The organism is Streptomyces cyaneofuscatus (assembly GCF_000718135.1).
GTDB lineage: Bacteria > Actinomycetota > Actinomycetes > Streptomycetales > Streptomycetaceae > Streptomyces > Streptomyces cyaneofuscatus.
Genome location: NZ_JOEM01000013.1, coordinates 123,602 through 147,555 on the forward strand (window position 1 = coordinate 123,602; position 23,954 = coordinate 147,555).

Below are 23,954 nucleotides of genomic sequence, written 5' to 3' on the forward strand. Positions count from 1 at the left end.
GCTGACCAGCGGAGGAACGGATTTCCAAGCACCCCGGTGAGGGTGCTAGAGTTTCACTCGTTGCAAGGGCCTGTGGCGCAGTCTGGTAGCGCACCTCGTTCGCATCGAGGGGGTCTGGGGTTCAAATCCCCACAGGTCCACAACAACGACTGTTCCTGAGTCAGCTCAGGAAGAGTTCACAAGATCCCGTCCGATCTCATTGATCGGGCGGGATCTTGGCGTTTCCCGGCAGGCTCGGCGCCTACGGGCCGCCCCAAGTGGGGATCAGAAGCACTGCCAGGTGAACATCGCGCGCTCGAAGCGCCGCTCGGCCAGGTCCTCCGGGCGGATCAGCCAGTACAGGACTCCGGCGTCGCCCCACATCATGTCCGCGGCGTCCTCGCTGCCGAACTGGGCCAGCAGCACCCAGTTGCCCGCCTCCTCGGCCAGCCGGGGGCCCTCCCAGGACACCTCGCCGTCCAGGACCGCCTCCGCGATCTCGATCTCCACCGGGTCCTGTACGGAGTGGACGTGGCCGCCGATCTGGTGCCCCGTCTCGTCGTCGAGCTCCCACAGCGCGTCGAGGAACTCCTGCGAGCAGACGGGGTGGCCGTACCGGTTTCCCAGCGGGGCGTGAGGGGCGAAGGCGGCTCGTACGGACGGATGCCAGGGCTCGGTTGCCGTCGCCTCCACCCGGGCGGTCAGTGGCACCATCGGGTACGGCCTGAGTCGCGCAGGCGTCTCTCGCTCCGCCGCCTCAACAGCAGCGTTCCGGACTCGGGCAGTCCGATGTCCAGCGCGGCCGTCGGCAGTCGGGCGCAGTCGACCGAGGCGATGAAGGAGAGCGGACCGTGCCCGTCCCACACCGGCCACGGAGAGCCGGCCGGCAGAGCGGGCAGGCCGCCGAGCCGGACCGCCGGGACGTCGGCGCCGGTCGCCACCTCGAGACGCGCACCAGGACGCAGCAGACCGAGCCACTTCTCGGCGTCGTCGGGCGGCAGATGGCGCAGAGCGAGGGAGCGAAAGGCGTCCCGGGAACCGTGGGTCATACGCCCGATCCTCCACCGCACCACTGACAGAGCCCCGGGCAGCCCTTCAGCGGCAGGCGCAGCGACTCGGTCCCGGGTGCTCGCCGGTCCCGGCTGCCCGTGTTTCCGCCGTGTTTCTCTACAGTTCTCGGCCAGTTCTGTAGATAAGAGCCCCATCTCCGGTCCTTGTCGCGGCAGTTCCGTTTACGCGAGAGTTCGAAGCGCGGCGACAGGAACATGTCATCGCCGCCGGGCAGTGTCCATGGAACACATCGCGCGTCCCCAAGCGCGGTGTGGCCACCCCCCCCATTGTCTGGACGCTTCGCCCGTGTAGCGGAAGGAATCGCGTGAAGCACGGAAAGAAGAAGAACGCGCGCAGATACATCGTGGCGGCCTCCATCGGCGCCCTCCTGTCGGCCGGAGTCGCCACAGGGGCTTACGCCGGTGCGGCGGATTCCGCGCCGCTGAAGTATCAGCCGGAGATGGTCCAGGCTCTCGCCACCACCCTGGGCGTGAGCGAGCAGGAGGCCGTCGAGCGGCTGGACAGGGAAGCACAGCAGCAGGGCCGGTTCGCGAAGTTGCGGGCCGAGAAGGTCTCCACCCTCGGGGCCTTCTTCGCCAAGGACGGGACGCTCGTCGTCAACGCCGCCGATGCCGAGGCGGCGAAGGAGGTCAAGGCGGCGGGACTCGCAGCACGGGTCCCGGAGCGTGGCGAGGGCGAGCTGAACCGGATAAAGGCGCAGCTCGACGCCAAGGCCCTCAAGAGTGCCCCGGCCGGGGTGTCGGCGTGGTCCGTCGACCTCGCCTCCGACACCGTGACCGTCGAGGTCAACGGAGAGACCGACGCCGCGACCCGTACCTTCCTCAAGGCCGCGAAGAGCAACGGCGACGCCGTACGCGTCGTCCAGGGCCAGGAGAAGCTGGAGACGCAGGCCGTCGTGCCGCCGGGCAGCCGCATGACGTTCAACGGCTACCTCTGCTCCGTCGGGTACGGCGCGAAGGACCGTAACGGCAAGCAGGTGCTCGTGACCGCCGGGCACTGCATCGAGGACCTGCCCGCACTGGCCTACAACGGGACCCGGTTCGCCAAGGGCACCCACACCCGCTTCGCGCTCGGTACCCGCAGCGTGGACATGGGCATCGCCACCGTGGACGCCGGCCACTCCATCGGCCTGGACATCACCACGTACGGCAAGGCGGGCACCGTCGCCGTCCGGGGCAGCCAGCGGGCCCCGCAGGGTTCGGCGCTCTGCAAGGCCGGCCAGACCACCGGCTGGACCTGCGGCAAGGTCGGCTCGTACAACGTCAGCGTCACCTACACCGACCAGAACGGCGGGCCCGACACCGTCGTGACCGGTCTCGCCAGCTCCTCCGTCTGCACCCAGGGCGGGGACAGCGGAGGCGCCTACGTCTCCGGCAACCAGGCCCAGGGGATGACCTCCGGCGGGCCGATCAGCCAGCGGTGCAACGGCCAGGTGAACTCGCCCGGTTCGTCGTACTTCCAGCCGCTCGACGACGCCCTGAAGTACTACGGGCTGACGCTCAACACCAAGTAGCCCCGACCGGGTGAAGGTGCCTCATACGCGGGAGACCGTCCACTGACCCTGGGCGGTCTCCCGTTTCCACGATTCGATTCAGCCTATTCTCCGGTGTCGAAATCCCAGGCCACTCCGTGCACTCCGGGTTTGCAGCGGGAGGCGAGCACATGGGTGCTGTGGGAATCGTTCATCGAAATGCGCCGCTGCGCACGGGGCGGCGAGCCCACCTGGTCCCGGAAGTACCGCCGGCAGCCCGAGGGGAGCGCGTCCGGATGGAAGAAGACCTGCTGAAGATATTCGTGCAGATTCGCCCGCGACCAGCGTTCGTAGTGGGTGGCCGGTTCCCGGGACGGGCTCACATCGACCGCGTAACTCACCACGGTCGTATCCAGTTTGGCGAGTTCCCTGCCGAAGTGGATTTCCAGCACCAGGGATTTGAGCCCCTTGAGGTACGTCGCCTCGCCGAGCCGGCCGCTGGTGACGCGGATGTCGAGCGGCTCGGCCTGTTCGTCGTCGAAGCTCAGCACGAACAGCGCGCGGTCCGCTCCGGCGCGATTGGCCCGCAGCACATTGGTCGTGGTGAGGTTGCTCAGCGTCCCGCTCGCGCCCAGCGTCACCACGTCGTGGATCAGCAGCGAGCCGGTCTCCTGGTTGAAGTGGCGGAACCGCTCGCCGAGCGCCTTCTCCACCACCGAGTCCTCGCCCAGCACCTGGAGGGCCGCCCCTTCGCCCCGGGCCGGCGCGACCCGGCCGCGCGGGCGGCGCGGGCCGAGCAGCGAGCGCAGCGCCCCGCCCGGCAGGTCCAGGATCTCCTCCAGCACCTCCACGGCCCGCAGCGACCGGGCCCGCTCCGGCTGGCTGCGGCCGCGCTGCCAACTGCTCAGCGTGGCCTGGCTGACGCCGATGCCGCGCGCCCTGAGCCGCTCGCTCACCCGCTCCAGGGAGAGGCCGCGGCGGCCCAGCGCCTCCCTCAGGGCGGCGGGGAAGGCGTCGGAGGCCGGGAGAGGGGTCTCGGCGGCCGACGACTCGTCGTGAGGCGGTGTTCCGGCCGCCCCGGCCTTCAGCGCCTTCCGCAGATCACGCGCGTTCGTGGCACCCGAGGCGCTCCGCGCGCCCTCCGCGTCCGGCAGACCGACGCCGGCTTCCATCCTGCTCGACATGTCCCTCCCCCATCCCGGCACTCCCGCCGCGGGGCGCCCGTAAGGTCCCCGCATACTGGTTGACCACCGGAAAGGGACCGGATAACAAAACCCCCAGGAGTGACCTGCCCCACACTCCGGGGATGCGCTGCCCGGCGTCCTCCGCACGGCCCGAGGAAGTGAGCACGTGGTGAACAGCGTGAACGGCGTGGACGTCACCGCACTGGTCGTCGCGGCCAGGGACGGGGACCAGGCGGCCGGGGAGCGGCTCGCCGCCCTCTACCTGCCGCTCGTCTACAACGTCGTGGGCCGCGCCCTCAACGGCCACCCGGACGTGGACGACGTGGTGCAGGAGACCATGCTCCGCGCGCTCTCCGGCCTCTCCTCGCTGCGCGATCCCACCCGGTTCCGGTCCTGGCTGGTGGCCATCGCCATGAACCAGGTCCGCACCCGCTGGTCCGTCCTCGGCCACCGCCCCGCCGCGCTGGAGGAGACCGACGAGCCGGCCGACCCGGCCGCCGACTTCGTCGACCTGACCATCCTGCGCCTGGAGCTCTCCGGCCAGCGGCGCGAGACCGCCGAGGCGACCCGCTGGCTCGACGAGGCGGAGCGCGATGTGCTCTCGCTGTGGTGGCTGGAGACGACGGGGGAGCTCACCCGGGCCGAGCTGGCGGACGCCCTCGGCCTCCCGCCCCAGCACGCCGCCGTACGCGTCCAGCGGGTCAAGAACCAGCTCGACATCGGGCGCGCGGTCGTCCGGGCCCTCGCCGCCGAACCCCGCTGCCCCGCCCTGGACGACCTGGTCGCCGACTGGGACGAGGTGCCCACGCCCCTGTGGCGCAAGCGCATAGCCCGCCACATACGCGGCTGCGCCTCCTGCGCGGCGACCAGCTCGGGGCTCGTACCGCCGGAGGGGCTGCTGTCGGGGCTCGCTCTGGTGGTGCCGTTGTACGAAGGCGGCCAGCACGCCGCCGCCGCTGTCGCCCCGGCCGTGGCTCCGGCCGCGTTCTCGGCGGGGAAGGCGGCCGGGCTCGCCGCCGCCGCGGCCGCCGTGACCTCGATCGCCGTACTCCTGTGGCCCTCGGCGCCCGCCCCGCCGGCGCCCCGCGCCGAGGGGGGTACGACGCAGCTCCCGGCGCCCGCGCCGCCCGCGGTCACCGTGCCGGCCACCCCGTCCGCGTCCCCGACGCCCGCCTCCACGCCGTCGCCCACGCCGAGCCCGTCCGCCCGCAGCGCCTCGCCGTCCGCCACCGTGGCCCCGCCGCCGTCACCGCGCCCGGCGCCCCGGGCGCAGCCCCGTCCCGAGACGCGCCTCGTCGCCGAGGTCAACACCCTGCGCGCCCACAACGACTGCCCGCAGCTGACCACCGACCCCCGGCTCACCGAGGTCGCCCAGCGCCACTCGGCGGACATGGCGGCGCACGACTATTTCGGCCACACCGACTCCACGGGCCGGGGCATGGGGGACCGGGTGACCGACTCGGGCTACCTGTGGACCGCCGTGGGCGAGACCATCGCCACGGGGAACGCCGACCCGGCCGAGGTCGTCGAGGAGTGGCGCCGCAGCTCCGGCCGCGACGACGACATCCTCAACTGCAACTTCACGCACGTGGGCGTGGGCATCGCGGACTCGCCGCGGGGGCCCTACTGGACGCAGGTGCTGGCCACACCGCAATGAGGGGTTACGGCTGTCGCAGCGGCTTGGCCATGCAGATGCTGCTCTCGTACTCCCGGTAGTGGCCGAACTTCTGCTCGCAGACCGTGTAGCCGCACGAGGTGTACAGCGCGACCGCCTCCGGCTGCTGGTCGCCCGTCTCCAGGACCATCCGGAGCCGGCCCGCGGCCCGGGCGTCCTCCTCCAGAGCGGCGAGCATCCGGCGGGCGAGGCCCCGGCCACGGCCCTCGGGGATCACGAACATCCGCTTGATCTCGGCGTCGCCGTCCCCGTACCCCTCCTCGTTACGGTCCTGCGTCCGCCAGCCGCCCGTCGCCACCGGGCGCTCCAGCTCGTCGTAGGCGAGCAGATACAGACCGTGCGGCGGAACGAACATGGCGGGGTCGAGGTATGTGACATCGCCCTCGTCGCCGTAGCGCTCGGCGTATTCGAGCTGGACCTGGTCGTTGAGTTTGACGGCGTCGGGGTGGTCGAAGCGGGACGGGCGGATGTTCATGCTGATTATCGTATATCTATGAGTGGGGGTGGGGTAGGTACTGTTTCTGGATGCTGACTGTTACATCTGTGAATGTTAATGGCCTCCGCGCCGCCGCGAAGAAGGGCTTCGTGGAATGGCTGGCGGGCACCGACGCCGATGTGGTCTGCCTCCAGGAGGTCCGCGCCGAGCCAGGCCAGCTGGCCGAGGCGGTCCGTGACCCCGAGGGCTGGCACACCGTGCACGCGCCCGCCGCCGCCAAGGGGCGCGCCGGGGTCTCCCTCTACTCCCGGCAGGCGCCGGAGCGGGTCCAGATCGGCTTCGGCGGGTTTGACGTGCCCGGGGCGGAGGAGTTCGACGCGAGCGGCCGGTACGTCGAGATCGACCTGCCCGGCGTGACCGTCGCGAGCCTGTACCTGCCCTCCGGTGAGGTCGGCACGGAGCGGCAGGAGGAGAAGGAGCGCTTCATGGCGGCCTTCCTGCCCTACCTCCAAGGTCTGAAGGCGCGGGCGGCGGCGGACGGCCGCGAGGTCGTGGTCTGCGGCGACTGGAACATCGCCCACCAGGAGGCCGACCTGAAGAACTGGAAGGCCAACCAGAAGAGTTCCGGCTTCCTCCCCGAGGAGCGCGCCTGGCTGACCCGGGTCTTCGCGGAGGCCGCGTACGTGGATGTGGTGCGGCAGCTGCACCCGGATGTGGCGGGGCCGTACAGCTGGTGGTCCTACCGGGGGCGCGCCTTCGACAATGACGCGGGCTGGCGCATCGACTACCAGATCGCCACGCCGGGGCTCGCCGCGCGGGCGGTCAAGGCGTGGGTGGAGCGGGCCGCCACGCATGGCGAGCGGTGGAGCGACCACGCGCCGGTGACGGTCGTCTACGAGCGGTAGCGCAGGGGCCGTTACGCCTTCGGAGGCTGTGTGCCGTCCTCGCGGCGCAGCCTCCGGTCCAGCGCCATCGACAGCTCCGCGTCCACCACCGCGCGCGCCAGTGGCCGGAGTTGGGCCGGTTCGGTCTCCGCCGCGTGGGCATGCAGTACGCGTACGAAGATTTCGGCGAGAGCGTCCGCGTGCTCACGGACGCGGCGGCCCGAGGAGAGCACCGTGGCGAGCGGCACCCCTTCCCGTACGAGCTCCGCCGAGACCTCCAGCAGGCGGCGGCTGATGTGGACGATCTCGTCGCCGTCGGTGGCGAGATAGCCCAGGTCCAGGGCGGTGGCCAGGTTCTCCGGGGTGACCTCGCCCTCGAAGTAGTCGGCGAGCTGTTCCGGGGTGAGCCGGACCGGGGTCTCCTCGGTCGGTTCGCCGAGCCCCAGCACCTCGGCGACATCGCGCCCGCTCTCGAAGGTGGCGGCCAGATCCGCGATGCCGTTCAGGGTGTGGCCGCGCTCCAGCAGGCCCGTGATGGTCCGCAGGCGGGCCAGGTGGTGGTCGTCGTACCAGGCGATCCGGCCCTCACGGCGGGGTGGCGGGATCAGGCCGCGCTCCCGGTAGAAGCGCAGGGTCCGCACGGTGATGCCGGCCTCCTTGGCCAGCTCCTCCATGCGGTATTCGCGGTGCTCGCGTCCTTCAGCCACAGGGGCACCCTATGTTGTACCGCCAGTAACTTTCCTCGGTCCGACCCCTACCCATCGGTACGAGCCTGCTCTACTCTCCGAACCATGCCAGTGATTGCTGGCGTAATCGCGTGACGTACCGCGGGGAGGCGGCAGCATGGCCCAGCAGGAACACGTACGTGTGGCGGTGATCGGTACCGGATTCGGGGGCCTCGGGGCCGCCGTCCGGCTGCGCCGCGAAGGCATCACCGATTTCGTCGTCCTGGAGCGGGCCGGATCGGTGGGCGGCACCTGGCGCGACAACAGCTACCCGGGCTGCGCCTGCGACGTACCGTCCCACCTCTACTCGTTCTCCTTCGCGCCCAACCCCGACTGGCCGCGCACCTTCTCCGGCCAGGAGCACATCCGGGCCTACCTGGAGCGCGTCGCCGACACCTTCGGCCTCCGCCCGCACATCCGGCTGAACCACGAGGTGAAGCTGATGAGCTGGGACAAGGAGAATCTGTACTGGGTGATCGAGTCCGCCAACGGCACGACCCTCCGCGCGGATGTCGTCATCTCCGCCACCGGGCCGCTCTCCGACCCCAAGATGCCCGACATACCCGGGCTGGACTCCTTCCCCGGCAAGGTCTTCCACTCCGCGCGCTGGGACCACGACTACGACCTGGCGGGCAAGCGGGTCGCGATGGTCGGCACCGGCGCCTCCGCCATCCAGATCGTGCCGGCGATCCAGCCGAAGACCGCGAAGCTCACGCTCTTCCAGCGCACGCCCCCGTGGGTGATGCCGCGCGTCGACCGCACCATCAGCAAGGCCGAGCGCGCACTGCACCGGGCGATACCCGCGACCGGCACCGCACGGCGTGGACTGCTGTGGGGCATACGGGAGTTGCAGGTCAGCGCCTTCACCAAGCACCCCGACCAGCTGGGCCTGGTGGAGAAGCTGGCGAAGTCCAACATGGCGCGGGCCATCAAGGATCCGGCGCTGCGGGCCAAGCTGACCCCGGACTACCGCATCGGCTGCAAGCGGATCCTGCTCTCCAGCACCTATTACCCGGCCCTCGCCCAGCCCAATGTGGACGTCGTGGCCTCCGGGCTCAGCGAGATACGCGGCTCCACCGTCGTCGCCGCCGACGGCAGCGAGGCCGAGGTCGACGCGATCATCTTCGGCACCGGCTTCCATGTGACGGACATGCCGATCGCGGAGCGGGTCGTCGGCGAGGAGGGCATCACGCTCGCCGAGTCCTGGAAGGACGGGATGAACTCGCTGCGCGGCGCGACCGCCGCCGGGTTCCCCAACTGGATGACGATCATCGGCCCCAACACGGGCCTCGGGAACTCCTCGATGATCCTGATGATCGAGTCCCAGCTGAACTACATGGCCGACTACCTGCGCCAGTTGAACGTGCTCGGCGGCCGCGCGGCGCTCGGCGCCCGCTCCACCGCCGTCACCGCGTGGAACCACAAGGTCCAGGAGCGGATGAAGCGCACGGTGTGGAACACCGGCGGCTGCACCAGCTGGTACCTGGACGCGGAGGGCCGCAACACGACGGTCTGGCCGGGCACGACGGGCGAGTTCCGGCGGCAGACGCGGTCGGTGGACCTCGCGGAGTACGACGTCATCCGGGCGGCCGCGAAGCCGGGGGGCGTCCACGTACCCGCACAGCCGGGCCGTACCGACCGGGAGACGGTGACCGCCGGGGACTCGGTGGCGTCCGCGGAATCCGTCGAGTCCGGCGGCGGCAACGTCGTCGAGGAGGCCGCCCGATGAGCCGGCTCCTGCACCGCGACGACGCCCCGCCCGTCCCCGCGCGCGAACTCTTCGTACGGTCCGCCGACGGCTCCCGCATCCACGTCGAGCTGCACGGCCCCGAGGACGCCCCCGCAGTGGTCCTCGCCCACGGCTGGACCTGCAACACCCACTTCTGGGCCGCGCAGATCCGGGACCTCGCCGCCGACCACCGCGTCATCGCCTACGACCAGCGCGGCCACGGCCTCACCCCCGACCCCGGCCCCGGCGGCTACAGCGTCGACGCGCTCGCCGACGACCTGGAAGCGGTGCTCGCCGCCACCCTCGCCCCCGGGCGGAAGGCGGTGCTGGCCGGACACTCCATGGGCGGGATGACGCTGATGGCCGCGGCCCGCCGCCCCGGCCTGCGCGAGCACGCGGCGGCGGTCCTCCTCTGCTCCACCGGCAGCGGCCGGCTGACCGCCGAGGCCCTCGTGCTCCCGCTGCGGGCGAGCGCGTTCCGGACCCGGCTCACCGCCGCGGTCCTGGGGGCGAAGGCGCCGCTCGGGCCGGTCACCCCGGTCTCGAAGAAGCTCCTCAAGTACGCCACCATGGGCGCCGGTTCGGCCCCGGAGAGGGTCGACGTCTGCGCCCGGATCGTGCACGCCTGCCCGCGCCGCGCCCGGGTGGGATGGGGCCACGTACTCGCCGAGCTGGACGTGACGGCGGACGTGCGCGAACTGCGGGTGCCGACGGCGGTCATCGCCGGTACGGACGACCGGCTCACCCCGCCGGTCCACGCGCGGGCCATCGCGGCGGCGCTGCCGGTCGGCCTCGGGCTGACCGAGCTGGCCGGCATGGGGCACATGACGCCGGTGGAGGCCCCGGAGGCCGTCACGGCGAAGCTCAGGGAACTGACCACCCGGTACGTCGCGAACCGGACGGCTTCGTCGGCCGCCACGTCCGAGAAGGAGGATGTCGCATGAGCAGCAGGCGGAGTCTGGAGGGCCAGGTCGTCGTCGTCACCGGCGCGGCCCGGGGCGTGGGCGAGCTGCTGGCCCGAAAGCTGTCGGCGCGCGGGGCGACGCTGGCGCTCGTCGGCCTGGAGCCGGACGAGCTGAAGAAGGTCTCCGAGCGGCTGCACGGCGAGAGCGACCACTGGTTCGCCGATGTCACCGACCACACGGCGATGGCCCAGGTGGCGCGCGAGGTCAAGGAGCGGTTCGGCAAGGTCGACGTGGTCGTGGCCAACGCGGGGGTCGCCTCGGGCGGCCCGTTCGTCGACTCGGACCCGGACGCCTGGCGGCGGGTCATCGAGGTGAACCTGATCGGCGGGGCGGTCACCGGGCGGGCGTTCCTGCCGGTGCTGATGGAGAGCCGCGGCTACTTCCTCCAGATAGCGTCGCTGGCCGCGATCACCCCGGCGCCGATGATGACGGCGTACTGCGCCTCCAAGTCGGGCGTCGAGGCGTTCGCGCACAGCCTGCGCGCGGAGGTCGGCTACAAGGGCGTCAAGGTCGGCGTCGGCTACCTCTCCTGGACCGACACCGACATGGTGCGCGGCGCCGACCAGGACGACGTCATGCGGGAGTTGCGCCAGCGGCTGCCGTGGCCGATGAACCGGACGTACCCGCTCGGCCCGGCCGTCGACCGCATCGTGGACGGGATCGCGCGGCGCTCCCCGCACGTGTACGCGCAGTGGTGGCTGCGCGGGATGCAGTCGGTCCGCGGCTACCTGCCGTCCGTCATCGCGGTCGGCGGACAGCGCGAGATGCGGCGCTTCGAGCCGCGCCTGCACACGGTGTCCAAGGGGCTGGTGGGGGCCGGGGGAGCGGCGGACCAGGACGCGCGGGCGGAGCGTACCGACCGTACGTAAGTGGGCCTACGGGCCCTACGTGACGGTCGGTAGCGGTCCGAAATGCGCGGGATGTCGGGGCGTGTAACGCTGAGCACGGCCCCGCTGGGGGCCATTCCCCACGTACCCCAGGCATCCCACAGGAGTGAACAGCATGGGTATCGCAGACCAGTTCAAGGACAAGGCGCAGGACCTCGCCGACCAGGCCAAGCAGAAGGCCGGTCAGGGCAGGGACGAGGCCCAGGAGCGGGGCTCGAAGGGTCGCGACCGCAACCGTGACCAGCAGCAGCACGGCTCCGACGCGTCGACCGGCCTGCGGGACCGGGCTCAGGACGCGACGGACCAGGCGCGCGAGCGCTTCGACCGTTGACGGTCGCTGAGGTGTGACGCGTGCGCGCTGCGCTGTGCGCGTGCGTGCGCGTCGCGTCAGGAGGCGCATCCGGGTGACCGGATGCGCCTCCTTCTTGCTGTCCGGAGCCGGGTGGGTGTCGATTGTTCGATCGATTCCGGAACTGCTGTGCGTACGATGCAGGGTCGGTGCGGGGGCCTGAGGGTCTCTGTCACCCTGCCCTGCGCCACAGCCGCTCCGGAAAGCCCGCTTCTTCGTGTCCACAGCTCATACGGTGCGTCCTTCGTCGCCGAGTCCTCTTCTCGTCCGCTCGGTACCGGCGCTCTGGACCTTCGCCTTAGGCTTGTGGGGCCTGTCGCGGCAGGACAGTGTGTGGCGGGACGAGGCCGCGACCTGGCAGGTGGCCCGGCGCTCCACGGCCGAGACCGTGCACATGCTCGGCAACGTCGATGTGGTGCACGGGCTCTACTACCTGCTGATGCACGGGCTGTTCGACCTGTTCGGGCCCGGCACCGCCGTGCTGCGGCTGCCGTCGGTGGTGGCCATGGCGGTGGCCGCGTCCTGTGTGGCGGCCCTCGGCCACCGGTTGGCCGGTCCGTGGGCGGGCCTCGGGGGCGGGCTGGCCCTCGGGCTGCTGCCGGCCGTGCAGTTCTACCTCCAGGAGGGGCGGCCGTACGCCTTGGTCGCGGCCGGGGCCGGGATCGCCACCCTGCTCCTGGTCACCCTGCTGGAGGGCCGGGGCAGGGCGGTGCACTGGGTGGCCTACGGCTCCGCGGTCGCACTGGGCGGTCTGCTGAACTGGCTCTCGCTGATGATCCTCCCGGCGCACCTGGCGACCCTGCTCTGGAGCCGGGCGGACCGCGCCACCGGCAGACGCTGGACGGGCGCCGCCCTGGCCGCCACGACCTGTGTACTGCCGCTGGTCCTGTTCAGCCGGAGCCAGTCCGCGCAGGTGTCCTGGATACCGCCGTTGACCTGGCACATGCTGATCGGCCCCACGATCCTGCTGGTCATCGGATGCGTCGGCGCCCTCCTCGACCGCCCCCGGGCGCGGCGGCTCTCGGCGGCGGCCGTCGGGCTGCCGCTGCTGGCGGTGCCGCAGTTGGGCCTCGTCGGACTCTCCCTGATCCAGCCGCTGTTCCTGGACCGGTACGTCCTCTTCAGCCTGCTGGGTCTCGCCCTGCTGATCGGCGTGGCCATCGGTGCGGCGGTCGAGGCCGTGGCGCGTCGCCGCCCGCGGGCCGCGCCCTGGGTCCTCCCCGTGGTGATGGCCGTGGCGGTGGCGGCCCTGCTGCCCCAGGCGCTCGCCAAACGGTCCCCGGCGAGCCGGGTGGACGATGTCCTCGCCGCCGCCGGGGACATCCGGCGGATGAAGAAGCCCGGCGACGCGGTGCTGTTCATCCCGGCGGCACGGCGGGACACCCGGCTGGTCTCCCCGGACGCCTTCGCGGGCCTCCGGGACATAGCGCTGGCGCGGGGCCCGGAGGAGTCCGGCACCCTGAAGGGCACGGAGGCGCGGCCGGACCGGATACGGGCGGTGATGCTGGCCCAGCGACGCATCCTGCTGGTGACGGACGCCCCCGGGGTGGCACGCCCGCCCGCCACCGCACGGGAGAGGGCGAAGACCTCCGTGCTGCGCACCCACTTCAGGCCCGTCGCCGACGAACAGGCCCGAGGGCGCCGGGTCACGGTCTACGAGCGGCGTACGGGAGCCCGCTGAGCCACCACCCGGACTGTGATCAAGCTGCGGAGGACTGTCCCCTCGTCCCCGCATCGTCCGGACGGCGGGGTTCGTGCGGAGTGAAGACGAAAGCCGACATGTCACCATCCAGGTCGATGGTCAGTGAGGCGTCGAGCGCAGTGGCGAGACGCGTCAACAGCGCCAGGGTGGTGACGGAGTCGCCGCCTTCGATGTTGGAGATCTGCGGCTGGCTCATCCCGGCCCGGCGCGCCAGCTCGGCCTGGGAAAGGCCGAGCGCGGTGCGGCGGTCGTGGACAGCCTGGCCGAGGGCGAAGGAGTGTCCGGCCTCGACGTAGGCGGCGGACTCCTCGACCGTCTCGCCCAGGAGCTTCCGGGTCCGGCGGGTCTTCCAAGCGGAGTGATTCACGGGCTCTCCTCCTTCTTCCGGTCGTAGCTGTGCTCGGCAGGGCCGTGGTCGGCTTCGCATGCCTGCTGCGCTTGCCGGGCTCTTTCGAGCTCGCTGTCCTCGCGTTGGCGGGTCTTGCGGAACACCGTCAGCAGGACGATGCGCCGGTCGGGAGCGAGCCAGTACGTGATGCGGACCGCGTTGCCGTCCATGGTGAAACGCAGTTCTCGTACTTTGCCGCCGAGGTGTCGGGCGTAGGGCTCCCCCAGAGTCGTCGGCTGGGCCAGGAGCATGTCAACGGCGCGCTCGGTCCTGTCGTAGTGCGCGTCCGGGAGTAACTCCGGCCATTGCCGGACCTCCGGCTCGATTTCGACCCCCCGTCTCATCCGCTCCTCGGCGGCAGCGGCGGCCTCCGCAGGTTCGGGGCCGTGTCGTACGAGGGTGGGGTCGAGGCCGGGTGGGCGGCCAGGAGGTCCAGGGCGAGGCGGACCGCGTCGTCGAGGACCGCGTACCGGCCCTCCGCCCAGTCCAGCGGGGTGCGCAGCGCCTTCACGTCCGGTTCCACGCCGTGGTTCTCCACCGACCAGCCGTACGCGTCGAACCAGGCCGCGTTCATCGGCACCGTGATCGACGTGCCGTCGCCGAGCCGGTGGCGGCCGGTCATGCCGACCACCCCGCCCCAGGTCCGCTGGCCCACCACCGGGCCGAGCTTCAGCAGCCGGAAGGCGGCGGTGATCATGTCGCCGTCGGAGGAGGTCGCCTCGTCGGCGAGGGCGACGACCGGGCCGCGCGGGGCGTTGGAGGCGTAGCTCACCGCCTGGGCGTTGCGGGTCAGGTCCCAGCCGAGGATCTTGCGGGTGAGCTTCTCCACCACCAGCTCGCTGATGTGGCCGCCCGCGTTGCCCCGTACGTCCACGATCAGCGCGGGGCGGGAGACCTCCAGGCGCAGGTCCCGGTTGAACTGGGCCCAGCCGGAGCCGCCCAGGTCCGGGATGTGCAGATAGCCGCACTTGCCGCCGCTCAACTCCCGTACGACCTCACGCCGTTTGGCCACCCAGTCCTGGTAGCGCAGCGGGCGCTCGTCCACCAGGGGCAGGATCGCCACCCGGCGCGAGGGGCCCCCGCCCGCCGGGGTGAACGTCAGCTCCACCGTCGTGCCGCCCGCCGCCGTCAGCAGCGGGTACGGGCCCGTCACCGGGTCCACCGGACGGCCGTCCACGTGGGTGAGGACCGCGCCCTCGCGGATGCCCGTACCGGCAAGCGGGGAACGGGCCTTGGAGTCCGATGAGTCGCCGGGCAGGATGCGCTGGACCACCCAAGCCCCGTCCCGGCAGACCAGGTTGGCGCCGAGCAGGCCGATCGCGCGCTGGTAGTGCGGCGGGCCCTCGTTGCGGCGGGCGGGGGAGACGTACGCGTGCGAGGTGCCCAGCTCGCCCAGCACCTCGCGCAGCAGATCCGCGAACTCGTCGGGGGAGGCGACCCGTTCGATCAGTGGGCGGTACTGGTCCAGTACGCCGTCCCAGTCGATGCCGCACATGTCCGGCTCCCAGAAGTAGGAGCGGATGATCCGGCCCGCCTCCCCGTACGCCTGCCGCCACTCCGCCCCCGGGTCCACCTCGTGCAGAATGCGGCGCAGGTCCAGGTAGACCGTCGAGTCGCTGTCGCCCGGTTCCGTCGCCGGTACGGCGCGCAGCTCGCCGTCGTCCATCACGACCAGGCGCGAGCAGTCGCCGCTGACCGCGAACCAGTCGAGGTGGTCGACCAGTTCGGTCTTCCGCGCCTTCGCGATGTTGAAGTGCTCCAGCGTCGGCCGCCCCGACATGTCGGCCGGGTTCGCGAACGTCTCGCCCAGCGCCCCCGAGATCGGCCAGCGCAGCCAGACCAGACCGCCGCCGCTCACCGGGTGCAGCGCCGAATACTTCGAGGCGGAGACCGGGAACGGCGTCACCCGGCTCTCCAGGCCCTCGAACTCGACCATGACCGTGGACCCTTCGCCCGTACCTCCGGTGTCCGGAACGTCTATCGGGTCGAGACCGCCCGCCGCCGGGCGGCCGTCCGGGGAGAGCGCGAAGGGGGACGGGGTGGCCGAGGAGAGCGGGACCAGGTACGGGCGGCAGCCCAGCGGGAAGGAGAGGTCGCCGGTGTGGACGTCGTACACCGGGTCGAAGCCCCGCCAGGACAGGAACGCGAGATAGCGGCCGTCCTCCGTGAAGACCGGGTTCTCGTCCTCGAAGCGGCCGTTGGTGACGTCCACGATCACCGGCGCGCCGGGGCCGGAGATCCGGGCCAGCTTGATCTGCCGCAGCGAGCGGCCGATGCCCGGGTGCGACCACGTCAGCCAGTCGCCGTCGGGGGAGAAGGCCAGGTCGCGGACGGGCCCGTTGACCGAGCGGATCAGCTCGGCGAGGCCGGGGTGCTCGTCGACCGGGGCCGCGCTGTCCAGGCGGGCCGCGCCCGTGGCCGCGTAGAGGTCGGCGCGGGTGGAGCCGCTGGGGCCCCGGTCCGCCACCTCGGCCACCTCCGGCTCCCCCGTGTCCAGGAGCAGCAGCCGGCCGTCGTTCGAGGCGATGGCGAGGCGTTCGCCGTCCGGGTCGGAGATCATCTCCTGCACCCGGCCCAGCTGCCCCGAGGCCAGTCGGCGCGGGGCCCGGTCGCCGCTGGCGCGCGGCAGGTAGGCGATCTCCACCGCGTCCTCGCCGTCCGCGTCGGTGACGTACGCGACCTGGCCCCCGCTGCCCAGCATCTCCGGCAGCCGCACCCGCACCCCCGGGGTGTCGCTGATGGTGCGGGCGGGGCCGTCGCGGTGGGTGAGCCAGTAGAGGCTGCCGCGCACGGTGACGGCGCTGGCCCGGCCCGTCTCGTCGACCGAGAGCGAGTCGACGTTGCTGGCGGCGGGCACCTGGTGGCGGCGCCGGCCGGTGCGCGGCCCGCCGAGCCGTACCTCCAGCTTGCGCGGGGTGGCGTCCGGCGACTCCAGGTCCTCGACCAGCCAGAGGTCACCGGCGCACTGGTAGACGACCCGGTGGCCGTCGCTCGCGGCGTTGCGGGCGTAGAAGGCGTCGTGGTCGGTGTGGCGGCGCAGGTCCGTGCCGTCGGTCCCGCACGAGTAGAGGTTGCCGACGCCCTCGTGGTCGGAGAGGAACGCGATGCGCCGGCCGACGAACATCGGCGAGGCGAGGTGGCCGTCGATGTCCGGCAGCAGTCGCTCCCCGTGCAGCCAGAGGCGCCCCATGGCCCCGCCCCGGTAGCGCTTCCAGGCGGCCGGTTCGTGCGGGGGCGTGCCGGTGAGGAGCAGGGTGCGGCGCTCGCCGTCGAGGTCGGCGACCGCGATGTCGGAGACCGGGCCCCAGGGGAGCCTGCCGCCCGGGCTGCCGTCGGTGGGGACGCTGTAGGCCCAGGAGAAGTACGAGAACGGCTGGTTGTGCGAGGAGACGGCGAGGATGTGGGTGGAGTCGGCCGGGTCGGGCGTCCACCCGCAGACCCGGGCGTCGGTCGAGCCCCAGTGGGTGAGCCGGCGGGCCGGGCCGCCGTCGACCGGGGCGAGGTGGATCTCGGGGTCGAGCGTGCGCCAGGTCGTGTAGGCGATGGAGGTGCCGTCGGGCGAGAAGCGGGGATGGCTGACCCGGGTCCGGTCGACGGTCACCCGCCAGGCCCGTCCCGGCCGGTGGCCCGCCGGCGCGAGGGGGGCGACCCAGAGGTCGTCCTCGGCGGCGAAGCAGAGCATGTCCTGGTGGAGGTGCGGGAACCGGAGATACGCGACGTCGTCACTCACCCCCCAATGCTTTCCGCGCGAGGGGCCCGGGGCAACTTGTGGTGCAGCCCACAAGCGAAACGATTTCGTTTCGCTGGGCGGGAGGGGTACGGTTCAGGTGTACGAAACAGTTTCGTTCGACGCTGAGCGAAACTCCGGAGCGATGGACTGACGTACGAAGGAGGTCGGCACATGGCACGCACCAGGCTGACCCCCGAGCGTGAGGGCGAACTCTACGAGTCCGTGCTCGACCTCCTCCGCGAGGTCGGTTACGACGCCCTGACGATGGACGCCATCGCCGCCCGCACCCGGTCGAGCAAGGCCACCCTCTACCGCCAGTGGGGCTCCAAGCCCGAGCTGGTCGCGAAGGCGCTGCGGCACAACAAGCCGGGGAGCCTCGCGGACATTGACACCGGTTCGCTGCGCGGTGACTTCCACGCCGCGCTGAGCCGGACCGACGACTGCCAGATGGAGAAGGACGCCGCGCTGATGCGGGGTCTGAGCCATGCCGTCCATGAGTACCCCGAGCTGCTCCAGGCCCTGCGCGAGCTGCTGATCGAGCCGGAGATGACCGGCCTCGACCAGCTGCTGCAACGGGCGGTGGAGAGGGGTGAACTGCGCCAGGACAACCCGGCGCTGAAATACATCCCGCACATGCTGGTCGGCGCGCTGGCCGCCCGGCAGCTGATCGAGGACCGTCCGGTCGACCAGGCGTTCCTCATCGACTACGTGGATTCCGTGGTTCTCCCCGCCCTCGGAGTCTGACGTCCCCGTCGCACCACCCGCACGGCCCTCTCCCCGAGGCTTCACCTGACCCCTGACACGCCGCTCTCGTCGTCGGGCCGGTTCCTCACGCCCAAATCCACTCATACGACCTGACCGGGAGTACGCCCCCGTGGCCACTTTCCTCTACAAGCTCGGACGGCTCACCTTCCGCCGCCGCCGCTATGTCGCCCTGATCTGGGTGGCACTGCTGGCGCTCGCCGGATTCGGTGCGGCCTCCGCGTCCACCGCCACCTCCAGCTCCTTCTCCATCCCCGGTACGGAGGCGCAGCGCGCCTTCGACCTGCTGGAACAGCGCTTCCCCGGCTCCAGTGCCGACGGGGCCACCGCCCGGGTCGTCTTCAAGGCGCCCGAGGGCGAGAAGGTGACCGACTCGGCCAACAAGAGCGAGATCACCGGCATCGTCAAGGAGCTGCAGTCCGGCTCCGACCAGATCGCCTCGGTCGCCGACCCGTTCGAGGCCCAGGCCGTGAGCCAGGACGGTTCGACGGCGTACATCTCGGTCGCGTACAAGGTCAACTCCATGGAGCTGACCGACACGACGACGGACTCGCTGAAGGACGCGGGCAAGGACGCGCAGAACAGCGGCATGAAGGTGGAGATCGGCGGTGACGCGCTCCAGGTCATGCCGCACACCGGGGCCGCCGAGATCATCGGTGTCGCCATCGCCGGCGTCGTCCTGGTCATCACCTTCGGCTCGCTGATAGCGGCCGGGCTGCCGCTGCTGACCGCCCTGATCGGCGTCGGCATCGGGGTCTCGCTGATCACGGCGCTCGCCACCGCCCTGGACCTCGGCTCCACCACCTCGACGCTCGCCATGATGATCGGCCTCGCGGTCGGCATCGACTACGCCCTCTTCATCGTCTCCCGCTACCGCGCCGAACTGGCCGAGGGCCGGGAGCGCGAGGAAGCCGCCGGACGGGCGGTCGGTACGGCCGGATCGGCGGTCGTCTTCGCCGGTCTCACCGTGGTCATCGCGCTGGTCGGCCTCGCCGTCGTCAACATCCCGATGCTGACGAAGATGGGCTTCGCCGCCGCCGGTACGGTCGCGATCGCGGTGGTCATCGCCCTCACCCTCGTCCCCGCCCTGCTGGGCTTCGCGGGCAAGCGGGTCATGGGCCGCAAGGCGCGCAAGGCCGCCGAGGCGGAGAGCCGTCCCGAGGCCAAGCCGAACATGGGCACCCGCTGGGCGCGGTTCGTGCTGCGCAGGCCGGTCTGGGTCCTGCTGGTCGGCGTCCTCGGCCTCGGCGTCATCGCCGTACCGGCCGCCTCGCTGGAGATGGGCCTGCCCGACGACGGCGCCCAGCCGAAGTCGACCACGCAGCGCCAGGCGTACGACACCCTCTCCGAGGGCTTCGGCCCCGGGTTCAACGGCCCGCTGATGATCGTCATGGACGGCAAGGGCAGCTCCGACGCGAAGGCCGCGGCCGAGCGGGTCCGCGACGAGATCGAGGGGCTCGGTGTCGTCACCGTCACCCCGGCCACGTTCAACAAGGCCGGCGACACCGCGATGATCACGGTCATCCCGAAGGACCGGCCCTCCTCGCACGCCACGGAGGAGGTCGTCCACGACATCCGTGACGCGGGCAAGGACATCAAGGCGGACACCGGGGCCGAGGTCCTGGTCACCGGCGCCACCGCGATGAACATCGACTTCTCGCAGAAGATGAACGACGCGCTGCTGCCCTACCTGGCGCTCGTCGTCGGCCTCGCGTTCCTGCTGCTGATGCTGGTCTTCCGCTCGATCCTCGTCCCGCTGAAGGCGGCCCTCGGCTTCCTGCTCTCGGTGGTCGCGGCTCTCGGCGCGGTCGTCGCGGTCTTCCAGTGGGGCTGGCTCGGCTCTCTCTTCGGGGTCGAGCAGACCGGTCCGATCATGAGCATGATGCCGATCTTCATGGTCGGTGTGGTCTTCGGTCTCGCGATGGACTACGAGGTCTTCCTCGTCACCCGGATGCGCGAGGCGTACGTCCACGGCGAGAGCCCCGGCCAGGCCATCGTGACCGGCTTCAAGCACGGCGCACGGGTGGTCACGGCAGCGGCCGTGATCATGATGGCGGTCTTCGCCGGCTTCATCGGCTCCAGCGAGCAGATGATCAAGATGATCGGCTTCTCGCTCGCCATCGCCGTCCTGTTCGACGCGTTCGTGGTGCGTATGGCGATCGTGCCGGCCGTCCTGGCCCTGCTGGGCAGGAAGGCGTGGTGGCTGCCGCGCTGGCTGGACCGGGCGCTGCCCAACGTGGACGTGGAGGGCGAGAAGCTGCAGAAGCAGCTGACGGACGAGCCCGCCGACGCCGAGGGCGGCGGTGACGGCGGCGAGCGCGAGCTCGTACGCGTCTGAGCCTCGCCCGGGTCTGTACGGATCCAGCAGTACGCGGGGACTCCGCGGAGCCGTTCGAGTCCCCCTGAACCCCGGGGTCGCGTCTGAGCGGAGCGCGGCCCCGGAAGCGCCGGTTACCTGTGGGGACGGGGGACCGGGGCACACAGAAGGCCCCCGTGCGATGAGCGCGGGGGTCTTCTGCGTGTGCGCTGTTCCTGCGGCCGGATCGGACTCAGCCGCGGGTCGCCGGCGCGCCCCGCTCCGGGCGGGTAGTGGTGGCGGCCGGGGTGGTGCGGGACGGGCGCTTCTCCGGGGTCCCGTCCGACGGCGTGGCGGTCGCCGGGGCCTGGGCGCGGGTGCGGGCGAGGAAGCGGATCAGCGTCCTGATCTCGAACTGGAACACCTCGACCCCGTCCGTCGAGTGCAGCTCCACGATCAGCTGCGTACGGCCGCAGGGCCAGACGCGGACGGCGCCGCGCTCGATCGGGGTGCGCAGACCGCGTTCCAGGAGGTCGCGGCCGAACGCCCAGTCGGTGCCGCCGGGCAGGGTGATGTGGACGGTGCGCGGGTCCTCGGTGGCGTCGTAGCGCAGGTCGACGGGGACCGGGCGGGTCAGAGGGCCATCGGTGATGAGCCGGGCGCGTGCATGTTCTTCGATCACAGGGGACATGGGCCGGCTCCTCCTATATGTGTCGTTCTGCCCTCTAATGTCCCATATTTCACGGAAGTGGCACGGTGGGCGTCCGCTCACCGTGACAGGAGGTGAGGGTCAGGGCCTCGCCCGGCCTCATCGGGCCTCACCGGCGGTGGATGCGGCGCAGATGCCGGGCGCCAGCTCTTGCATATGGTTCGCAGGAGAGCACTATTATTGATGGGTTCATGACCCCGCCCGCAGAGCCGCGTCCACGCGGACGCGGACACCGTGCGGAACCGCAGGAAGCGGAGCCTCCCCATGCATGTACCCGATGGATTCATCGATGCACCTGTCTCCGTCGCCGCCGGGGTGTTCGCCGCCGGTGCGGTCGCCGTCAGCCTGCGCGGCGCGCGCCGCGAACTGGACGAGCGCACCGCGCCGCTCGCCGGTCTGGTGGCCGCGTTCATCTTCGCCGTACAGATGCTGAACTTCCCGGTGGCCGCCGGTACCAGCGGCCACCTGATGGGAGGGGCGCTGGCCGCGATCCTTGTCGGGCCCTATACGGCGGTGCTCTGCCTGGCGGTGGTGCTGCTGATGCAGGGCATCTTCTTCGCGGACGGCGGCCTCACCGCGCTCGGCGTGAACATCACCGTCATGGGCGTGGTCACCGTCGTCGTCGCCTACGGCCTGTTCCGGCTGCTCACCGGCCTCCTGCCGCGTACGCGCCGGTCCGCGACCGCCTCGGCGTTCGTCGCGGCCCTGGTCTCCGTACCCGCGTCGGCCGCCGCGTTCACGCTGCTCTACTGGATCGGCGGCACCACCGACATCCCGATCGGCAAGGTGTTCACGGCCATGGTCGGCGTGCACGTCCTGATCGGGATCGGTGAGGCGGTCATCACCGCGCTGACCGTCGGCGCCGTCCTCGCCGTCCGCCCCGACCTCGTCCACGGCGTCCAGGGCCTGGCCGCGCCGCTCAAGCTCCGGGTCGACGGCGAACTGGTCGACGCCCCGGCCGCCACCCGTGAGCCCGAGCCCGCAGCCGCACACCGGTCCACCCGCGGGTTCTGGATCACCGGCCTGGTCTCGGCCCTCCTCCTCGCCGGGTTCGTCTCCTTCTACGCCTCCGCCAGCCCCGACGGCCTGGAGCGGGTCGCAGCCGACCAGGGCATCGACGAGAAGGTGGAGGAGCACGGCGCGGCCGACTCCCCGCTCGCCGACTACGGGGTCGGCGACATCGCCAACGCCCGGCTCTCCGGCGGCCTCGCCGGGGTGATCGGCGTCAGCGCCACGGTGGTCGTGGGCACGGGCGTCTTCTGGGTGGTGCGCCGGCGCAAGGAGGAGTCCGCCGAGAAGACCTCCCGCGACCACGAGAACGTCTGACCGGGCAATGGTCCTCCACGCCGAGCGGTCCGACAGGGAAGAGGTCTGACCATGGGAGCGGGCCACGCCCACAAGCTCTACCGGCACGGCCACAGCCCGGTCCACCGGCTGCCCCCGCACTGCAAACTGGCCGCAGTCTTCGGCTTCGTGCTGGTGGTCGTCTCCACCCCGCGCGAGGCTATGTGGGCCTTCGGCCTGTACGCGGCACTCCTCGCCGCCGTCGCGGCGGTGGCCCGCATCCCGGCCGGATTTCTGCTGAAGCGGCTGGTCATCGAGGTGCCGTTCGTCGCGTTCGCGCTGCTCATGCCCTTCGTGGTGCCCGGCGAACAGACGACCGTCCTCGGCGTCTCCGTCAGCGTCCCCGGCCTCTGGGGCGCCTGGAACGTGCTGGCCAAGGCCACCCTCGGCGTCGCCGCCTCGGTGCTCCTGGCCTCCACCACCGAGCTGCGGGCCGTCCTGCTGGGCCTCCAACGGCTGAAGCTGCCCCCGCTGCTGGTCCAGATCGCGTCGTTCATGATCCGGTACGGGGACGTCATCACCGACGAGATGCGGCGCATGTCGATCGCCCGCCGCTCCCGGGGGTTCGAGGCGCGCGGCGTACGGCAGTGGGGCGTCCTGGCGACCTCGATGGGCGCCCTGTTCATCCGCTCGTACGAGCGTGGCGAGCGCGTCCACCTCGCCATGGTCAGCCGGGGCTACGCCGGCACGATGCCGGTGATGGACGAGGTGACGGCGGACCGGACCCAGTGGGCGTACGCGGCGGCCCTCCCCGTACTCGCGCTCGCGGTCTGTCTGCTGGGATGGACCCTGTGACCCTCTCCCCGAAGGATGCCCGGACCGCCGCCCCCTCGCTCGATGTCAGCGGCCTCGCCTACGCCTACCCCGACGGCCACCAGGCCCTCTTCGGGGTGAACCTCACCGTGGGGCGCGGTGAGCGTGTCGCGGTCCTCGGCCCCAACGGCGCGGGCAAGACCACGCTCGTCCTGCACCTCAACGGCATCCTGGAGGCGGGCTCGGGCTCGGTCCACGTCGCCGGGCTCCCGGTGGCCAAGCGGAACCTCGCGGAGATCCGCCGCCGGGTCGGCATCGTCTTCCAGGACCCGGACGACCAGCTCTTCATGCCCACGGTCCGCGAGGACGTCGCGTTCGGCCCGGCCGCATCCGGCCTGCGCGGCCCCGAGCTGGAGGAGCGGGTCCTGCGGGCGCTGAAGCAGGTGGGGATGGAGGAGTACGTGGGCCGCCCGCCGCACCACCTCTCCTTCGGCCAGCGCCGCCGCGTCGCCGTGGCGACCGTCCTCGCGATGGAGCCGGAGATCCTGGTCCTGGACGAGCCCTCGTCCAACCTGGACCCGGCCTCACGCCGGGAACTGGCGGACATCCTGCGCTCGTTGGACGTCACGGTGCTGATGGTCACGCACGACCTGCCGTACGCGCTGGAGCTCTGCCCGCGCGCGGTGATCCTGAGCGAAGGAGTGGTCGCGGCCGACGGACGTACGCAGGAGCTCCTCTGCGACGAGGAGTTGATGCGGGCGCACCGGCTGGAGCTGCCGTTCGGCTTCGACCCGAGGTCGGTGACGGTTCCGTCGCCGTGACCTGCTCACCGTTCCGTCGCCGTAAACAGCTCGTGACAGCCTGAGAAGACCCGCGACCCGCCCACCGCGCACCCCACCCGGCCGTGCACCATGG

General features: G+C 71.5%; 22 protein-coding genes and 1 tRNA gene. 14 read left to right on the top strand and 9 right to left on the bottom strand.

What is annotated here, in order from left to right; translation table 11 throughout:
• Positions 1 to 66: 66 nt before the first annotated feature.
• A tRNA-Ala gene (locus IF17_RS0121750) sits at positions 67 to 140 on the top strand.
• A gap of 124 nt (positions 141 to 264) precedes the next feature.
• On the opposite strand, the gene IF17_RS1000000139860 is transcribed toward IF17_RS0121750, so the two are convergent.
• Together IF17_RS1000000139860 and IF17_RS1000000139865 are read right to left on the bottom strand one after the other, a co-directional pair.
• On the bottom strand, positions 265 to 693 hold the full coding sequence (locus IF17_RS1000000139860) for a DUF1963 domain-containing protein (protein ID WP_244890532.1): 429 nt from the start codon (positions 691 to 693) through the stop codon (positions 265 to 267).
• Positions 681 to 1,028, bottom strand: coding sequence for a DUF1963 domain-containing protein (locus IF17_RS1000000139865; protein WP_244890533.1), 348 nt, complete (start codon positions 1,026 to 1,028; stop codon positions 681 to 683). The genes IF17_RS1000000139860 and IF17_RS1000000139865 overlap by 13 nt, the downstream gene beginning before the upstream one ends.
• Positions 1,029 to 1,354: 326 nt before the next feature.
• Between IF17_RS1000000139865 and IF17_RS0121760 the strand changes: the two genes are divergently transcribed.
• On the top strand, positions 1,355 to 2,563 hold the full coding sequence (locus IF17_RS0121760; RefSeq protein WP_030568448.1) for a S1 family peptidase: 1,209 nt from the start codon (positions 1,355 to 1,357) through the stop codon (positions 2,561 to 2,563).
• An 83-nt stretch (positions 2,564 to 2,646) separates the two neighbouring features.
• Here IF17_RS0121760 and IF17_RS0121765 read toward each other — a convergent pair whose 3' ends face one another.
• Positions 2,647 to 3,705 carry a helix-turn-helix domain-containing protein gene (locus IF17_RS0121765; protein ID WP_030568450.1) on the bottom strand — a complete coding sequence of 353 codons (1,059 nt, stop codon included), beginning with the start codon at positions 3,703 to 3,705 and terminating at the stop codon, positions 2,647 to 2,649.
• 166 nt (positions 3,706 to 3,871) lie between these two features.
• Between IF17_RS0121765 and IF17_RS0121770 the strand changes: the two genes are divergently transcribed.
• Positions 3,872 to 5,362, top strand: coding sequence for a sigma-70 family RNA polymerase sigma factor (locus IF17_RS0121770; RefSeq protein WP_030568451.1), 1,491 nt, complete (start codon positions 3,872 to 3,874; stop codon positions 5,360 to 5,362).
• Between the two features lie 4 nt (positions 5,363 to 5,366).
• Here the strand turns inward: IF17_RS0121770 and IF17_RS0121775 are convergent, their stop codons facing one another.
• Positions 5,367 to 5,855 carry a GNAT family N-acetyltransferase gene (locus tag IF17_RS0121775; protein ID WP_030568453.1) on the bottom strand — a complete coding sequence of 163 codons (489 nt, stop codon included), beginning with the start codon at positions 5,853 to 5,855 and terminating at the stop codon, positions 5,367 to 5,369.
• 50 nt (positions 5,856 to 5,905) lie between these two features.
• Here IF17_RS0121775 and IF17_RS0121780 point away from each other — a divergent pair, with 50 nt between their 5' ends.
• Complete coding sequence (locus tag IF17_RS0121780) at positions 5,906 to 6,721, top strand: exodeoxyribonuclease III (protein WP_030568455.1); 816 nt, start codon at positions 5,906 to 5,908, stop codon at positions 6,719 to 6,721.
• Positions 6,722 to 6,732: 11 nt separating this feature from the next.
• On the opposite strand, the gene IF17_RS0121785 is transcribed toward IF17_RS0121780, so the two are convergent.
• A complete protein-coding gene (locus IF17_RS0121785) occupies positions 6,733 to 7,374 on the bottom strand; it encodes a MerR family transcriptional regulator (protein ID WP_030568457.1) in 642 nt (213 codons plus the stop codon).
• Positions 7,375 to 7,543: 169 nt separating this feature from the next.
• On the opposite strand from IF17_RS0121785, the gene IF17_RS0121790 reads away from it, so the two are divergent.
• The 5 genes from IF17_RS0121790 to IF17_RS0121810 all read left to right on the top strand — a co-directional run bounded on the left by IF17_RS0121790 (position 7,544) and on the right by IF17_RS0121810 (position 13,036).
• Positions 7,544 to 9,154 carry a flavin-containing monooxygenase gene (locus IF17_RS0121790; protein ID WP_030568459.1) on the top strand — a complete coding sequence of 537 codons (1,611 nt, stop codon included), beginning with the start codon at positions 7,544 to 7,546 and terminating at the stop codon, positions 9,152 to 9,154.
• Positions 9,151 to 10,098, top strand: a complete 948-nt coding sequence (locus IF17_RS0121795) for an alpha/beta fold hydrolase (protein WP_030568461.1) — start codon at positions 9,151 to 9,153, stop codon at positions 10,096 to 10,098. Before IF17_RS0121790 ends, IF17_RS0121795 begins: the two co-directional genes overlap by 4 nt.
• Positions 10,095 to 10,988, top strand: coding sequence for an SDR family oxidoreductase (locus IF17_RS0121800; RefSeq protein ID WP_030568463.1), 894 nt, complete (start codon positions 10,095 to 10,097; stop codon positions 10,986 to 10,988). The genes IF17_RS0121795 and IF17_RS0121800 overlap by 4 nt, the downstream gene beginning before the upstream one ends.
• A 133-nt stretch (positions 10,989 to 11,121) precedes the next feature.
• Entirely contained in the window at positions 11,122 to 11,337 is a 216-nt protein-coding gene (locus IF17_RS0121805; protein WP_018515744.1) for a hypothetical protein, read from the top strand.
• A gap of 235 nt (positions 11,338 to 11,572) precedes the next feature.
• On the top strand, positions 11,573 to 13,036 hold the full coding sequence (locus IF17_RS0121810; protein WP_078615987.1) for a glycosyltransferase family 39 protein: 1,464 nt from the start codon (positions 11,573 to 11,575) through the stop codon (positions 13,034 to 13,036).
• 19 nt (positions 13,037 to 13,055) lie between these two features.
• On the opposite strand, the gene IF17_RS0121815 is transcribed toward IF17_RS0121810, so the two are convergent.
• Genes IF17_RS0121815 through IF17_RS0121825 form a run of 3 tightly spaced genes read right to left on the bottom strand, consistent with a single transcriptional unit; the run spans position 13,056 to position 17,175 of the window.
• Positions 13,056 to 13,424, bottom strand: coding sequence for a helix-turn-helix domain-containing protein (locus tag IF17_RS0121815; RefSeq protein ID WP_030568467.1), 369 nt, complete (start codon positions 13,422 to 13,424; stop codon positions 13,056 to 13,058).
• The gene (locus IF17_RS0121820) at positions 13,421 to 13,789 is read right to left on the bottom strand and encodes a type II toxin-antitoxin system RelE/ParE family toxin (RefSeq protein ID WP_030568468.1); all 369 of its coding nucleotides are present in this window, start codon (positions 13,787 to 13,789) and stop codon (positions 13,421 to 13,423) included. Before IF17_RS0121820 ends, IF17_RS0121815 begins: the two co-directional genes overlap by 4 nt.
• The gene (locus IF17_RS0121825) at positions 13,786 to 17,175 is read right to left on the bottom strand and encodes a S41 family peptidase (RefSeq protein ID WP_030568470.1); all 3,390 of its coding nucleotides are present in this window, start codon (positions 17,173 to 17,175) and stop codon (positions 13,786 to 13,788) included. The genes IF17_RS0121820 and IF17_RS0121825 overlap by 4 nt, the downstream gene beginning before the upstream one ends.
• Before the next feature lie 171 nt (positions 17,176 to 17,346).
• Here IF17_RS0121825 and IF17_RS0121830 point away from each other — a divergent pair, with 171 nt between their 5' ends.
• Both IF17_RS0121830 and IF17_RS0121835 read left to right on the top strand, forming a co-directional pair.
• Positions 17,347 to 17,919, top strand: a complete 573-nt coding sequence (locus IF17_RS0121830; protein ID WP_030568472.1) for a TetR/AcrR family transcriptional regulator — start codon at positions 17,347 to 17,349, stop codon at positions 17,917 to 17,919.
• A 130-nt stretch (positions 17,920 to 18,049) separates the two neighbouring features.
• On the top strand, positions 18,050 to 20,275 hold the full coding sequence (locus IF17_RS0121835) for an MMPL family transporter (RefSeq protein WP_030568484.1): 2,226 nt from the start codon (positions 18,050 to 18,052) through the stop codon (positions 20,273 to 20,275).
• Positions 20,276 to 20,486: 211 nt separating this feature from the next.
• Here IF17_RS0121835 and IF17_RS0121840 read toward each other — a convergent pair whose 3' ends face one another.
• Positions 20,487 to 20,924, bottom strand: a complete 438-nt coding sequence (locus IF17_RS0121840; protein WP_030568486.1) for an SsgA family sporulation/cell division regulator — start codon at positions 20,922 to 20,924, stop codon at positions 20,487 to 20,489.
• Between the two features lie 282 nt (positions 20,925 to 21,206).
• Here IF17_RS0121840 and IF17_RS0121845 point away from each other — a divergent pair, with 282 nt between their 5' ends.
• Genes IF17_RS0121845 through IF17_RS0121855 form a run of 3 tightly spaced genes read left to right on the top strand, consistent with a single transcriptional unit; the run spans position 21,207 to position 23,860 of the window.
• Positions 21,207 to 22,268: an energy-coupling factor ABC transporter permease gene (locus IF17_RS0121845; protein ID WP_030568488.1), complete on the top strand. Its 1,062-nt coding sequence runs from the start codon at positions 21,207 to 21,209 to the stop codon at positions 22,266 to 22,268.
• A 51-nt stretch (positions 22,269 to 22,319) separates the two neighbouring features.
• Positions 22,320 to 23,081: a cobalt ECF transporter T component CbiQ gene (gene cbiQ / locus IF17_RS0121850; protein WP_030568490.1), complete on the top strand. Its 762-nt coding sequence runs from the start codon at positions 22,320 to 22,322 to the stop codon at positions 23,079 to 23,081.
• A complete protein-coding gene (locus IF17_RS0121855; RefSeq protein WP_030568492.1) occupies positions 23,069 to 23,860 on the top strand; it encodes an energy-coupling factor ABC transporter ATP-binding protein in 792 nt (263 codons plus the stop codon). The genes cbiQ and IF17_RS0121855 overlap by 13 nt, the downstream gene beginning before the upstream one ends.
• Positions 23,861 to 23,954 lie beyond the last annotated feature (94 nt).